Annotated in this window: 11 protein-coding genes; 6 read left to right on the top strand and 5 right to left on the bottom strand. The window is 70.0% G+C overall.

Annotated features, from left to right (window positions below):
• Positions 1–6: 6 nt before the first annotated feature.
• From nirB to AC2D80_RS08635, 5 genes are all read right to left on the bottom strand, one after another.
• Positions 7–2475 carry a nitrite reductase large subunit NirB gene (gene nirB, locus AC2D80_RS08655; RefSeq protein WP_484632560.1) on the bottom strand — a complete coding sequence of 823 codons (2469 nt, stop codon included), beginning with the start codon at positions 2473–2475 and terminating at the stop codon, positions 7–9.
• A gap of 68 nt (positions 2476–2543) precedes the next feature.
• Positions 2544–3344 carry an ABC transporter ATP-binding protein gene (locus AC2D80_RS08650; RefSeq protein WP_484632559.1) on the bottom strand — a complete coding sequence of 267 codons (801 nt, stop codon included), beginning with the start codon at positions 3342–3344 and terminating at the stop codon, positions 2544–2546.
• Positions 3341–4282 carry a nitrate ABC transporter permease gene (gene ntrB, locus AC2D80_RS08645; RefSeq protein ID WP_484632558.1) on the bottom strand — a complete coding sequence of 314 codons (942 nt, stop codon included), beginning with the start codon at positions 4280–4282 and terminating at the stop codon, positions 3341–3343. Before ntrB ends, AC2D80_RS08650 begins: the two co-directional genes overlap by 4 nt.
• Positions 4283–4297: 15 nt before the next feature.
• Positions 4298–5611: a CmpA/NrtA family ABC transporter substrate-binding protein gene (locus tag AC2D80_RS08640; protein ID WP_484632557.1), complete on the bottom strand. Its 1314-nt coding sequence runs from the start codon at positions 5609–5611 to the stop codon at positions 4298–4300.
• Positions 5612–5944: 333 nt separating this feature from the next.
• Positions 5945–7201 (bottom strand): nitrate- and nitrite sensing domain-containing protein, encoded by a 1257-nt coding sequence (locus AC2D80_RS08635; protein ID WP_484632556.1) that lies wholly within the window; start codon positions 7199–7201, stop codon positions 5945–5947.
• Between the two features lie 47 nt (positions 7202–7248).
• Between AC2D80_RS08635 and tsaD the strand changes: the two genes are divergently transcribed.
• From tsaD to AC2D80_RS08605, 6 genes are all read left to right on the top strand, one after another.
• Complete coding sequence (tsaD, locus tag AC2D80_RS08630; protein WP_484632671.1) at positions 7249–8337, top strand: tRNA (adenosine(37)-N6)-threonylcarbamoyltransferase complex transferase subunit TsaD; 1089 nt, start codon at positions 7249–7251, stop codon at positions 8335–8337.
• A gap of 22 nt (positions 8338–8359) precedes the next feature.
• A complete protein-coding gene (locus tag AC2D80_RS08625; protein ID WP_484632555.1) occupies positions 8360–9655 on the top strand; it encodes a branched-chain amino acid ABC transporter substrate-binding protein in 1296 nt (431 codons plus the stop codon).
• The gene (locus AC2D80_RS08620) at positions 9646–10857 is read left to right on the top strand and encodes a pyridoxal phosphate-dependent aminotransferase (protein ID WP_484632554.1); all 1212 of its coding nucleotides are present in this window, start codon (positions 9646–9648) and stop codon (positions 10855–10857) included. The genes AC2D80_RS08625 and AC2D80_RS08620 overlap by 10 nt, the downstream gene beginning before the upstream one ends.
• 111 nt (positions 10858–10968) lie before the next feature.
• Positions 10969–11235 carry a 30S ribosomal protein S15 gene (gene rpsO / locus AC2D80_RS08615; RefSeq protein WP_484632553.1) on the top strand — a complete coding sequence of 89 codons (267 nt, stop codon included), beginning with the start codon at positions 10969–10971 and terminating at the stop codon, positions 11233–11235.
• A 228-nt stretch (positions 11236–11463) separates the two neighbouring features.
• On the top strand, positions 11464–13608 hold the full coding sequence (gene pnp, locus AC2D80_RS08610; RefSeq protein WP_484632552.1) for a polyribonucleotide nucleotidyltransferase: 2145 nt from the start codon (positions 11464–11466) through the stop codon (positions 13606–13608).
• A 37-nt stretch (positions 13609–13645) separates the two neighbouring features.
• Positions 13646–14635 carry an NAD(P)H-quinone oxidoreductase gene (locus tag AC2D80_RS08605; protein WP_484632670.1) on the top strand — a complete coding sequence of 330 codons (990 nt, stop codon included), beginning with the start codon at positions 13646–13648 and terminating at the stop codon, positions 14633–14635.
• Positions 14636–14648: the final 13 nt, after the last annotated feature.

Below are 14648 nucleotides of genomic sequence, written 5' to 3'. Positions count from 1 at the left end.
AACAAGTCAGCCCGGCAGGGGTTCGAACTGGCGCGGATCGACGGCCGCCTTCTGCAGCTCGAACCACGGATCGGGTTCGCCGTCGAGCGCGAACTGCAGCTGCTCCCACAGCGCCCGGCGGCCCGCCGCGTCTTCCACGATGCGTCGGCGGACGTGGTCGATCCCCACGCGCTGCACGTAATGCACCGTGCGCTCCAGGTACCAGCCTTCCAGCCGGTAGAGCTGCATGAAGGCGCCGGTGTATTCCATGACTTCCTCGGCCGTCTTGAGCTTCACGAGAAACTGGGCGACCTCGGTCTTGATGCCGCCGTTGCCGGCGATGAACATTTCCCAGCCGGAGTCCACGCCCACAATGCCCACGTCCTTGATGCCGGCCTCGGCGCAGTTGCGCGGGCAGCCGCTCACCGCGAACTTCACCTTGTGCGGTGCGTACATCCGCCACATTGCGCGCTCCAGGTCTTTGCCCATCTGCGTGCTGTCCTGCGTGCCCATGCGACACCACTCGCTGCCCACGCAGGTCTTCACCGTGCGCAGCGCCTTGGCGTAGGCGTGGCCGCTGGGCATGCCGATGTCGCGCCACACGTGCACCAGGTCTTCCTTCTTCACGCCCAGCAGGTCGATGCGCTGTCCGCCGGTGACCTTGACGGTGGGGATCTGGTACTTGTCCACCACATCGGCGATGCGTCGCAACTCGGCGGCGCTGGTCTCGCCGCCCCACATGCGCGGCACCACGCTGTAGGTGCCGTCCTTCTGGATGTTGGCGTGCATGCGCTCGTTGATGAAGCGGCTCTGCGGGTCGTCCTTGGCCTCTTTCGGCCAGGTGCTGATGAGGTAGTAGTTGACGGCCGGGCGGCAGGTCGCGCAGCCGTCGGGCGTGCGCCAGCCCAGACCGGCGAACACCTCGGCGCGGGTGAGCCAGTGGTGCTCGCGGATGGCGTCGCGCACGGCCTGATGACCGTGGTCGGTGCAGCCGCAGACCGCCTTGGTCTTGGGGGTCGCGGAGTAATCGCCGCCGGCGGTGAACATCAGGATCTGTTCGACCAGCCCGGTGCAGGAGCCGCAGCTCGCGCTGGCCTTGGTGTGCTTGCGCACTTCATCGAGCGTGAACAGGCCCTTGTCCTTGATGGCGCGGCAGATCGCGCCCTTGGTCACGCCGTTGCAGCCGCACACCTCGTCGCCGTCGGCCATGGCCGCGGCCTTCTGGTGCCCCTGGTGTCCCACGTCCCCGATGTTGGATTCGCCAAACATCAGGCGGTCGCGGATGTCACCGATCGGCCGGGCGTCGCGCAGCAGCTTGAAGTACCAGCTTCCGTCCACCGTGTCGCCGTAGAGGCACGCGCCGACCAGCCGGTCGCCCTTGATGACGAGCTTTTTGTACACGCCGGCCGCCGCATCGCTCATCACGATGGTCTCGCAGCCCTCGCCACCCATGAAATCCCCGGCGGAGAAGAGGTCGATGCCGGTGACCTTGAGCTTGGTCGAGGTGAGCGAGCCCGTGTAGCGGGCGATGCCGAACTCGGCCAGGTGGTTGGCCAGCACCTTGCCCTGCTCAAACAGCGGAGCCACCAGCCCGTAGGCCACACCGCGGTGCGCCGCGCATTCGCCGACCGCGTAGATGCGCGGGTCGGTGGTGGTCTGCAGGGTGTCGTTGACCACCACGCCGCGCTGCACATGCAGCCCGGCGCGCTCGGCCAGCGCCGTGTTCGGGCGGATGCCCACGGCCATCACCACCAGGTCGGCCGGCGTCTCGCGGCCATCCTTGAAGCGCACCGCGCCGACCCGTGCGCCATCGGCCGCCGGCAGCAGCGACTCGGTCTGGGCGCCGATCAGGAATTTCAGGCCGCGCGCCTCCAGCGCGCGCTGCAGCAGCCCGCCGGCGGCTTCGTCGAGCTGGCGCTCCATCAGCCAGGGCGCGACGTGCACCACGGTTACTTCCATGCCGCGCCGCGCCAGCCCGTTGGCCGCCTCCAGCCCGAGCAGCCCGCCGCCGATCACCACCGCGTGGCGGTGGCGGGCGGCGGCGTCGATCATGGCCTGCGTGTCGGCGATGTCCCGGTAGGCGATCACGCCAGCAAGCTCTCGGCCAGGCACCGGCAACATGAAGGGGTTGGACCCGGTGGCCAGGATCAGGCGGTCGTAGGCCGCCTCCACCACCGCGCCCTGCGCGTCCTGTGCCCGCACCACGCGGCGCACCCGGTCGATGTCGGTGACGGTGTGGCCGGCGTGCAGCGTGATGCCGTGGTCGCGGTACCACGCCCAGTCGTTGAGCACGATCTGCTCCAGCGTCTGCTCGCCCGCCAGCACCGGCGACAGCAGGATGCGGTTGTAGTTCGGGTGGGGCTCGGCGCCGAAGACGGTGATGTCGTACAGGTCGGGCGCCAGTTTGAGCAGCTCTTCGAGCGCGCGCACGCCAGCCATGCCGTTGCCGACCATCACCAGCTTCATCCGCGCCTTGGGGTTCACTCGCATGTCCATGGAAATCTCCAGTGCCTCGCACGGGGCGGGCGCGGCGTGACGCGCTCCGCCCGGGCCGGGCTGTGTCGTCAGGCCGCCTTCTCCACGTGCCCCTGGCGCGTGTAGAGGAAATCGATCACCGCCTTGCGGGCGGCCTGGTAGCGCGGCTCGTCTGCCAGCGCCACCCGGTCGCGCGGGCGCGGCAGGTCAACCGACAGCACCTCGCCGATGGTGGCGGCCGGGCCGTTGGTCATCATCACGATGCGGTCGGACAGCAGCACCGCCTCATCCACGTCGTGCGTGACCATCACCACCGTGGCCTGGGTGCTGGCCACGATGTCGAGCAGCTCGTCCTGCAGCTTGGCGCGGGTCAGCGCATCCAGCGCGCCGAACGGCTCGTCCATCAACAGGACCTGCGGCTCCATGCTCAGCGCCCGCGCGATGCCCACGCGCTGCTTCATGCCGCCAGAGATTTCGCCGGGGCGCTTGGCCGCGGCGTGGGTCAGGCCCACCAGCGCCAGCGCGGCCTGGGTGCGCTCGCGCAGCGCCGCGCGGTTTTCGCGCTCGCCGAAGACGCGTTCGACCGCGAGGTAGACGTTCTCGAAGCAGGTCAGCCAGGGCAGCAGCGAGTGGTTCTGGAACACCACCGCGCGCTCCGGGCCCGGCCCGGCGATCTCGCGGCCGGCGCACAGCAACACGCCTTCGGTGGGCCGGGTGAGGCCGGCGATCAGGTTGAGCAGGGTGCTCTTGCCGCAGCCCGAGTGGCCGATCAGGGTGACGAACTCGCCCTGCTGCACGGTCAGGGAAATGTCGCGCAGCGCCGGGAAGTTGCCGCGTTTGGTGCGGAAGGTCTGTGCGACCCGGTCGATCTGGATGTAGGGCGCGCTCATGCCTTGACCTCCTCGTAGGTGAACAGGCTGGCGAGCTTGACCAGCGCCAGTTCCAGCAGCAGACCCACCAGGCCGATCACGACGATGGCGATGATGATGCTGGCCACGTTCAGGTTGTTCCACTCGTCCCAGACCCAGAAGCCGATGCCCACGCCGCCGGTCAGCATTTCGGCCGCCACGATCACCAGCCAGGCCGTGCCCACCGCCAGCCGCACGCCGGTCAGCAGGTAGGGCAGCACCGCCGGGAAGAGGATGCGCGTGAACACCTTCCACTCGCTCAGGTTGAGCACGCGCGCCACGTTGAGGTAGTCCTGCGGCACGCGCTGCACGCCCACCGCGGTGTTGATGATCATGGGCCAGATGGAGCAGATGAAGATGGTCCAGATGGCCGCCGGGTTGGCCCCCTTGAACACCAGCAGGCCGATGGGCAGCCAGGCCAGGGGCGAGACCGGCCGCAGCAGGCTGATCAGCGGGTTGAACATGCGGCTCAGGAAATCGAACCGGCCGATCGCGAAGCCCAGCGGAATGCCCACCAGCGCCGCCAGCCCAAAGCCGGTGGCGACGCGCTGCAGCGAGGACAGCACGTTCCAGCCCACGCCCTGGTCGTTCGGGCCGGCCTGATAGAACGGGTCGGCAAAGATGTCGAGCGCGTGGACCCAGGTGGCTTGCGGCGTGGGGATGCCGCTGGCGCCGTTGCCGGCGATCAGCGACCAGACCACCACCAGCAGGCCCAGGCCCAGCAGCGGTGGCAGACCCACGCGCCAGAACCAGCCGGCGCGTTCGCGCCAGGGCAGGGCGGTGGCCGCGGTGTCCAGCGTGGCGCGCGCGACCGTCGGAGCAGCCGCCACCGTGGCGGGGCCGCCGGGCGTCGGGGGAGAGGCGGCGGTGGGCGCGGACGCGGGCGCGTCCAGCGGGGCGTGAAAAACGGCGCTGACCATGATGGCGGCTCCCGCTCAGGCCGACGCGGCTTTGATCTTGAACCCGTCGGCGTACTTGGCCGGGTCCTTGCCGTCCCACACCACGCCGTCCATGAACTTGGCGCTGCGCAGGTCCGATTTCGGCAGCGGCGTCTTGGTGGCGGCGGCGGCCTGCTTGTAGATGTCGATGCGGTTCACGGCCTTGGCCACGGCCAGGTAGTCGGGGTGCGACTTCAGCAGGCCCCAGCGCTTGTGCTGCGTGAGGAACCACATGCCGTCGGACAGGTAGGGATAGTTGACCAGCCCGTCGTTGTAGAACTTCATGTGGTTCGGGTCGTCCCAGGTCTTGCCCAGACCGTTCTGGTAACGGCCCAGGATGCGCTGGTTGATCGCGTCCACGCTGGTGTTCACGTACGCCCGCTGCGCGATCGTCTCGGCCATGCGGTTCTTGTTGACCAGCCCGGCGTCGATCCACTTGCCGGCCTCCAGGATCGCCGCGGTCACGGCGCGCGCCGTGTTGGGGTGCTTCTGCACGAACTCGGCGGTGGTGCCCAGCACCTTTTCCGGGTGGTCTTTCCAGATGTCCTGCGTGGTGTTGGCGGTGATGCCAATGCCGTCCATGATGGCGCGGTGGTTCCAGGGTTCGCCCACACAGAAGCCGTCCATGTTGCCCACGCGCATGTTGGCCACCATCTGCGGCGGCGGCACGACGATGGCCCGCGCGTCCTTGAACGGATCAATGCCCGCGGCGGCCAGCCAGTAGTAGATGTACATGGCGTGGGTGCCGGTGGGAAAGGTCTGGGCGAAGGTGTATTCGCGCTTCTCGGTCGCCATCAGCTTGGCCAGCGACGGCCCGTCCACCGCGCCTTTCTCGGCCAGCTTTTTCGACAGCGTGATGGCCTGGCCGTTGTGGTTGAGGTTCATCAGCACGGCCATATCCTTGCGCGGGCCGGCGGTGCCGAGCTGCAGGCCGTAGATCAGGCCGTACAGCACGTGGGCCATGTCCAGCTCGCCGTTGACCAGCTTGTCGCGCACGCCAGCCCAGCTCGCCTCCTTGGTCGGCACGATCTTCACGCCGTACTTTTTGTCCAGACCGAGTTCGGCGGCCATCACCACGCTGGCGCAGTCGGTCAGCGGGATGAAGCCGATCTTGACCTCGGTTTTCTCCGGCGCATCCGAGCCGTTGGCCCACACCGGCTGGTGGCCGAGACTGGCGAACAGCGCGGCGCCGCCCAGGGCAGCACCGTGCTGCAGGAACTGGCGGCGCGACGGCGCGGCGGCGGCGTCCGCGGTGGTCGCCACAGGCGCGGCGGTGGCGAGGGGGGCGTTGGCGGGTTGCTCGACGGACATGGCGCACTCCTGGTGGATGAAAAAACGGACCGCGAAAAACACAACGGCGCCCACCTCCGGCCGCGCGCCAGCGCGGGAGAGATGGACGCCGTTGTCCGGGGGGTCGGGGGAGACCGGGGGGCGCCACCGCCGTTGGCAGCGCCCTTTGGCTTTCTCTAAGCAGATCGCGTGCCAGGTGTCGCTCAGGCGTCCCGCCCGAGGCAAGTCCTTGATTTCATTGAAATCCTGTCGAATACGCGCGGCCCCGGATGCCGCCCCGATGTGGTGCGCGCGGGGGTTCGGTGCCCTGGGGCCGGCGCGCGGAGCACCGTTCTTGTGCGGCGCAGCATGGGTTCAGCGCGGACCGGGCGTGAGCACGTCGGCCATCGCCAGCACCGCTTCGGCCACGTCGATGAGCCGCCGGTTCTGGTTCATGGCCATCTGGCGCAGCGTCTTGTGGGCGTCGGCCTCGCTCAGGCCGCGGTGGGCCATGAGCAGGCCCTTGGCGCGTTCGATCAGCTTGCGTTCGTTGAGGCTGGCCCGCACCGCCGCCAGCTCCTCGCCCATGGCCTGCAGGCGCCGCGCCTGGTCTTGCGCGAGCGCCAGCACGGAATCCTGCAGCGGGCCGCCGCGGCCGGCGTTGTCCACGCCGTCCGGCGCCGGCGCGTCGCGGAAGAAGGACAGCGGGTCGGCCGGCGGTGTGCCGGTCGCGGCCAGTCGCTCGTAGCTCAGGGCCTCGTCGTTCACCGCGGCCAGGCGCGCGGCGCAGGCGGCGCGCAGCGCGCCGGCCAGCCGCGCTTCCACCGTGCGCATGCGGTCCATGCGCTGGCTGCAGGTCTCGAACCAGGCCGGACTCAGTTCGGCGTCCAGCGGCGCACCGCCCCCGGCCGTGGCCAGCAGGCGCCGCAGGCGCTCCAGCCGCGCCAGCGGCGCGCCCGATTCCGCCTGCGCCCACACCGCGCGGGTTTCCTCGTCCGCGAACGCGCCGAAGGCTTCCAGGGAGCGCTCCTGGCTGTCGATCAGGTGCAGCAGGCGCTGCTGACCGACCGGGTCGGCGCGCCCGCTGGCGAACAGCGCCGATCCGGCGGCGCGCTCCTGTCCGGCGAATTCCTTGCCCTGCATGAAGTGGAACAAGGCCACCAGCCGCCGTGAAAGGTCCGGGTCGCTGGCGCTGTCCGCCGCCTCAAACACCACCGCGAGCAGGGCGGCGATCACCCGGCTGAACGCTGCGGTGGCCGCGGGCGGGTCCAGCGCCAGCGCCTGCACCTGGGCGCGCAGCGGGCGCAGCGCGTCCAGGCCCTGCAGCGCCAGCGCCAGCCGGCTGAACAGCCGCGCACCGTGGGGACCGCTCAGGCCCGCGGTGTCGAGCCGCTGCACGTGGGCCCGCCAGGCCGCTTCCGAGGCGTCGTTGTCGGCCAGCTGCGCCAGACGGGCATCGCCGCCGCGCCCACCGCCGGAGCCGAGCCACAGGTTGGACAGGCCCCGTTCGCGCTGCAGCCCGTGGATCAGCTGGGCGGCCAGGTCCGCGCCTTCGCTGGTGAGCGCCAGCTCACGCAGGCCGTCGATCTCGCAGCGCTTGGCCGCAAGCAGGAAGTGCAGGGCGGTTGTCATCCCCGCGCCAGCTTGCAACATCCATGCCGCCCGTACACTTCGCGCCCATGCGCATCCTGGGCATCGAATCTTCCTGCGACGAAACGGGCGTGGCCCTGGTCGATGCCACCGGCACCGCCACGCCGCGCCTGCTCGGTCACGCGCTGCACAGCCAGATCGACATGCACCAGGCCTACGGCGGCGTGGTGCCTGAGCTGGCCAGCCGCGACCACATCCGCCGCGTCCTGCCGCTGACCGACGCCGTGCTGGCCCAGGCCGGGCTGCCGCTGTCGGCGGTGGACGCGATCGCCGTGACCCGCGGCCCCGGGCTCGCCGGTGCGCTGCTGGTGGGAGCGGGCGTCGCCAGCGCGCTGGGCGTGGCGCTGGGCCGGCCGGTGCTCGGCATCCACCACCTCGAGGGCCACTTGCTGTCGCCGTTCCTCAGCGCCGACCCGCCGCAGTTTCCGTTCGTCGCCCTGCTGGTGTCCGGCGGCCACACGCAGCTCATGCGCGTGGACGGTGTGGGTCGCTACAGCCTGCTGGGCGAAACCATCGATGACGCCGCCGGCGAAGCGTTCGACAAGTCGGCCAAGCTGCTTGGTCTCGGTTACCCCGGCGGCCCGGCGCTGGCCCGGCTGGCCGAGCAGGGCAACCCGGTCGCTTTCGCCTTCCCCCGCCCGCTGCTGCACAGCGGCGACCTCGATTTTTCGTTCGCCGGCCTGAAGACCGCGGTGCTCACGCAGGTGCGCCGGCTGGCCCATGCCGCGCCGGAAGGCCCCGCCACCAGCCGCCTGGCCGATCCGCTCACGCCCGCGCAGCGCGCCGACGTCGCGGCCAGCGCCCAGGCGGCCATCGTCGATGTGCTGGTGAAGAAGTCGCTGGCCGCGCTCAAGGCCACCGGACTCGCCCGGCTCGTGGTGGCCGGGGGTGTGGGCGCCAACCGCCGCCTGCGCGAGCAGCTCGACACCGCTTGCGCCGCCCGGCGCGTGCGGGTGCATTACCCCGAGTTGCACCTGTGCACCGACAACGGCGCCATGATTGCGCTGGCCGCCGGGCTGCGCGCCCAGGCCGGCCTGCTCGACGCCACGCTGGCCGCCCCCCCGGACGGCCGCTTTGACGTGAAGCCCCGCTGGCCCCTGGCCGAGCTGGACGCCTGATTCCCTTCCTCTTGTGTTGCCGATGACCCACGCGTTTTCCCCGCGCCGCCGCACGCTCGTGCGCGGTCTGCCGCTGCTCGCCGCCGCCACGCTCGCCGCCCCCGGCCTGCGCGCCCAATCCACGCCGCCCGCGCCGGTGCGCATCGGCCTGATCGAAGGGCTCTCCGGCCCCGCGGCCAACGCCGGTGAGGCGGTGCTGCGCAATCTGGTGTGGGCCGCCGAGCGGGTCAACGCCCGCGGCGGCGTCAACGTGGACGGCGCCGTGCGGCCGCTGGCCATCGAGCGGCTCGACAGCAAGGGCCAGGCCGAGGAGGCGCTGTCGGCGCTGCGCAGCGCCATCGACCGCGGCATCACCGTGGTCGCCCAAGGCAATTCGTCGGCCGTGGCCAGTGCGCTGGTGGAGGCGATCGAGAAGCACAACACCCGGGAGCCGCAGCGCCGCGTCCTGCTGCTCAACTACGCCGCCGTCGACCCGGCGCTGACCAACGAACGTTGCAGTCCCTGGCATTTCCGCTTCGACGCCCACGCCGACATGCGCCTGGCCGCGCTCTTGTCGGTGCTGCAGGCGGACCGCTCGGTGGACAAGCTCTACCTGATCGGTCAGGACTACAGCTTCGGCCAGCATGTCCTGCGCGAGGCGCGGCGCCGTGTCGGCGAGCTGCGGCCGGACATCGCCATCGTGGGCCAGGAGCTGCATCCGCTCGCCCGCGTGAAAGACTTCCTGCCTTATGCCGCCAAGATCCAGGCCAGCGGCGCGCAGGCCGTGCTCACCGGCAACTGGGGCAACGATCTCACGCTGCTGGTCAAGGCCGCACGCGACGCCGGCTACCGCGGCCGCTTCTACACCTTCTACGGCAACGCCCTCGGCGCGCCGGCCGCCATCGGCGAGGCCGGGGTCGGGCAGGTGCTGGCCGTGGCCGAGTGGTTCCCCAACGCGCCCGGCGAGGCCTCCGCCGCGCTGGTGCGCGCCTTCCGCGAGCGCTTTCCCAGCCCGGCCGACGACTACATCCACCTGCGCATGCAGCTCATGGTGGAGGCGCTGGCGGCCGCGCTGGGCCGCGCCGGCACGGCCGAGGCGGGCGCGGTGGCCCGGCATCTGGCGCAGGCCGACGTGTCGCTGGCTGGCCAGCGCGGCCGCATGCGGGGCGCCGACCAGCAGTTCCAGCAGCCGCTCATGGTGGCCGTGATGGACCGACAGGGCGCGCCCGGCGTGCCCTTCGACGTCGAGGGCTCGGGTTTTGGCTTTCGCGTCGTGCGCACCCTCACGCCCGAGCAGGCCACGCTGCCCCACGCCTGCACCATGCGGCCATGGAACTGATCCACCGGGAGACGGCGATGCGACAGGTTGTGGCGGCGCTGGAAGCGTCTCGGATTCGCGAGGTGGCCAACGAGGGTCTGGGCCGCGACGGCGTGCTGCGGTTCTGGTTCGGCGAGAGCGACGAGGTCACGCCCGAGCCCGTCCGCGCGGCAGCCATCGCCTCGCTTCAGGCCGGCGAGACCTTCTACGCCCACAACCTCGGCCTGCCCGAGCTGCGCGCCGCGCTGGGCGACTACACCGACGCGCTCCACCCGGGCCCGGGCGGGGCGGGTTGGGCGGCGCGGATCGCCGTCACGTCCGGCGGTGTCAACGGGTTGATGCTGGCCGTGCAGGCCCTGGTGGACGCCGGCGATGAGGTCGTGGTGGTCACGCCCGCATGGCCCAACCTGGAGGCGCAGCCGCGCATCCTGGGCGCGCGCGTCCAGACGCTGTCGCTCACCGTGCGCGACGCCGCCTGGACGCTGGACCTCGACGCGCTGCGCGCTGCGGTCACCCCCGCCGCACGCCTCCTCATCGTCAATGCCCCGAGCAACCCCACTGGCTGGGTGCTCACCCGCGAGGAACAGCGCGCCATCCTCGACCACTGCCGCGCCACCGGCACCTGGATCCTCGCCGACGAGGTCTACGAACGCCTGTACTTCGGCGATCCGGCGCCCGGCGCTCCGCTGTGTGCGCCCAGTTTTCTCGACATCGCCCAGCCCGACGACCGGGTCATCGTCGCCCACAGCTTCTCGAAAAGCTTCCTCATGACCGGTTGGCGGCTGGGCTGGCTGGTGCTGCCGCCCGGCCTCATGGACGCGGTCGGCAAGCTCATCGAGTTCAACACCTCGTGTGCGCCCGTGTTCGTGCAGCGCGGCGCGCTCGCGGCGCTGGCACACGCGGCGGCCATCACCCCCGGCTTCGTGGCCCGGCTGCGCGCCGGCCGCGACACGCTGCTGCCGCTGCTGCGCGACACGCCCGGCGTCGAGGTGGCCACGCCGCAGGGCGGGATGTACGCCTTTTTCCGGCTCGGTGGCCATGCCGACTGCCTCGAGACCGCCAAACGCCTCGTTCGCGAGGCAGGCCTTGGCCTGGCGCCCGGCAGCGCTTTCGCGCCCGAGGCCACCGGCTGGTTGCGCTGGTGTTTTGCCAGCCGCGACACCGACCGGCTGGTGGAGGGCGCCGCGCGCCTGCGCGGCTGGCTGGCCCACACCCGGCGCTAGCCGATCCCGGTGCGCTGCGCTACAATGCGCGGTTGCTGGCCGTTTGGTCCGGCAGCCTCACGCCCGGGGCGGCTCACCCTGCGCCGGGACGCACGTCACAAGGAAAATTTCATGATCGCCCAATCCGTCAAGGCCGAAGTCATTGCGGCCAACGCCCGCGCCGCCAACGACACCGGCAGCCCCGAAGTCCAGGTCGCCATCCTGACCGCTCGCATCAACGAGCTGACCCCCCACTTCAAGACCCACGCCAAAGACCACCACGGCCGTCGCGGCCTGCTGCGTCTGGTGAGCCGCCGCCGCAAGCTGCTGGACTACCTCAAGTCCAAGGACGCTGACCGCTACGTGGCCCTGATCCAGAAACTCGGCCTGCGCAAGTAAGCCGCCGCGGGTGCGCCACACCGGAAAACGCCTGAGTTGGTTCGCTGGCTCGGGCGATTTTTGTTTGGCGCCCCCGCAAGGTCCCGCATACCCCGGAAAACGACCCGACAGAGCGAAGCTGTGTCATTCCAAGCGCCCGCCCCCTGGACGGGCACCTGGAATGGCATCGTGTTCTGAACGGCGCATCCGGAAACCCGCCGCCCCGAGCGGCATCTCCAGGAGACTCCCATGAGCCTGTTCAACAAAGTCACCAAGACCTTCCAGTGGGGCCAGCACACGGTCCGCATGGAAACCGGCGAAATTGCCCGCCAGTCCACCGGCGCCGTGCTGCTGGACATGGACGGCACCGTCGTGCTCGCCACCGTGGTGGCCCGCAAGGAAGCCAAGGCCGGTCAGGACTTCTTTCCGCTGACCGTCGACTACATCGAGAAAACCTACGCCGCCGGCAAGATTCCTGGCAGCTTCTTCAAGCGCGAAGGCCGCCCCAGTGAGCTGGAAACGCTGACCAGCCGCCTGATCGACCGCCCGATCCGCCCGCTGTTCCCCGAAGGCTTCTTCAACGAAGTCCAGGTGGTGATCCACACCCTGTCGCTCAACCCCGAAGTGGACGCCGACATCGCCGCGATGATCGCCACGTCCGCCGCGCTGTCGGTGTCCGGCATTCCGTTCAACGGCCCGATTGGCGCCGCACGCGTGGGCTACATCAACGGCCAGTACGTGCTGAACCCGGGCCAGACGGAGCGCAAGGGCTCGCAGATGGATCTCGTGGTCGCCGGCACGGCCGCCGCCGTGCTGATGGTGGAGTCCGAGGCCGACCAGCTGTCGGAAGAGGTCATGCTCGGCGCGGTGGTGTTCGGCCACGACCAAGGCAAGATCGCCATCGACGCGATCAACGAGCTGGTGCGCGAAGCCGGCAAGCCCGAGTGGGACTGGCAGCCTCCGGCCAAGGACGAGGCCCTGATCGCCAAGGTCGAAGCCCTCGGCAAGGCGAAGCTGGAAGCCGCCTACCAGATCCGCAACAAGCAGGCCCGCACCCAGGCCTGCCGCGAGGCGTACGCCGCCGTGATGGATGGCCTGAAGGCCGACGGCGTGGCCTTTGATGGCGTGGCGGTGGAAGGGCTGCTGTTCGAGATCGAAGCCAAGATCGTCCGCGGCCAGATCATCGCCGGCGAGCCGCGCATCGACGGCCGCGACACGCGCACCGTGCGCCCGATCGAGATCCGCAACGGTGTGCTGCCGCGCACCCATGGCTCGGCGCTGTTCACCCGCGGCGAAACCCAGGCACTGGTGATCGCCACGCTGGGCACCGACCGCGACGCTCAGAAGATCGATGCGCTGGCCGGCGAGTACGACGACCGCTTCATGCTCCACTACAACATGCCGCCCTTCGCCACCGGCGAAACCGGCCGTGTGGGCTCGCCCAAGCGCCGCGAGATTGGCCACGGCCGCCTGGCCAAGCGTGCGCTTGTGGCTGCGCTGCCGACCAAGGAAGAGTTTCCGTACACCATCCGCGTGGTCTCCGAGATCACCGAGTCCAACGGTTCGTCGTCGATGGCCTCCGTGTGCGGCGGCTGCCTGGCGCTGATGGACGCCGGCGTGCCGATGAAGGCCCACGTGGCCGGCATCGCCATGGGCCTGATCAAGGATGGCAACCGTTTCGCGGTGCTGACCGACATCCTGGGTGACGAAGATCACCTCGGCGATATGGACTTCAAGGTGGCCGGCACCACCAATGGCGTGACCGCCCTCCAGATGGACATCAAGATCCAGGGCATCACCAAGGAAATCATGCAGGTCGCGCTGGCGCAGGCCAAGGAAGCGCGCATGCACATCCTGGGCAAGATGCAGGAAGCGATGGGCGAGGCCAAGACCGAGCTCAGCAGCTTCGCGCCCCGTCTGTACACGATGAAGATCAACCCCGAGAAGATCCGCGATGTGATCGGCAAGGGCGGCGCCACCATCCGCGCGCTGACCGAAGAAACCGGCACGCAGATCGACATCGGCGAAGACGGCACCATCACCATCGCCTCCACCGACGGCGATCGCGCCGAAGAGGCCAAGCGCCGCATCGCCGAGATCACGGCCGAGGTCGAAGTGGGCAAGGTCTATGAAGGCCCGGTCACCAAGATCCTCGATTTCGGCGCGCTGATCAATCTGCTCCCCGGCAAGGACGGTCTGCTGCACATCAGCCAGATCGCCCATGAGCGGGTGGAAAAGGTGACCGATTACCTGCAGGAAGGTCAGATCGTGAAGGTCAAGGTGCTCGAGACCGACGAGAAAGGCCGCGTGAAGCTGTCGATGAAGGCGCTGATCGACCGCAACAGCGATCGCGGCAGCCACGCTGCCGAGGCCCAGCAGCAACAGCAGCAGTAAGTCGCACAGGAAAGGCACCCAGCCCATGCCGTCCTCGATGCCCGTCGTGGAAATCGCCGCCTTTGGCGGCCCCGAGGTGTTGCGCCTGGCCGAGCGGCCGGTGCCGTCGCCCGGCGCTGGCGAGGTGCTGATCCGCGTGAGCGCGTCGGGCGTGAACCGGCCCGATGTGTTGCAGCGCACCGGCAATTACCCGGTCCCGCCCGGCGCCTCCGACATCCCCGGGCTGGAAGTCGCGGGCGTGATCGAGGCCGGCGACGCGGCGACCCTGAAGGCGGCTGGTCTGGCCGTCGGGGACCGCGTCTGCGCGCTGGTGGCCGGTGGCGGCTACGCGCGCTGGTGCGTGGCGCCGGTGGGGCAGTGCCTGCCGGTGCCCGCGGACCTGGACGACGTGGCCGCGGCGTCGCTGCCGGAGACGTTCTTCACCGTGTGGAGCAACGTTTTCGACCGCGGTCGCCTGCAGCCCGGCGAGACGTTCCTGGTGCAAGGTGGCACGAGCGGCATCGGTGTGACGGCGATCCAGATGGCCAAGGCGTTTGGTGCGACCGTCATCGCCACCGGCGGTAGCGACGACAAGTGCGCCGCCTGCCGCGAGCTGGGCGCCGACCACGCGATCAACTACCGCACGCAGGATTTCTCCGCCGTGGCGCGGGAGCTGACCGGCGGTCGCGGGGTTGATGTGATCCTCGACATGGTGGCCGGCGACTACGTGGCCCGCGAGGTGGAGTGTCTGGCCGAGGATGGTCGTCTGGTCATCATCGCCGTTCAGGGTGGCGTGGCCTCGACCTTCAACGCCGGGCTGGTGTTGCGCCGCCGGCTCACGATCACCGGCTCCACCCTGCGACCCCGGCCGGTGGCCTTCAAGGCCGCCATCGCCGCGTCGCTGCGCGAACACGTCTGGCCCCTGCTGGCCGATGGCCGCATCCGCCCCGTGATCCATCGTGTGTTCTCGCCCGGCCAGGCTGCCGAGGCCCACGCCCTGATGGAGTCCAACCGGCATATTGGCAAGCTGATGCTCCGCTGGGACTGAGCGAGACCAAGAC

It is taken from the genome of Hydrogenophaga sp. T66 (assembly GCF_057219855.1).
The sequence above is the reverse complement of the archived record's forward strand: the minus strand, read 5'-3'. Positions and strand labels throughout refer to the sequence as shown.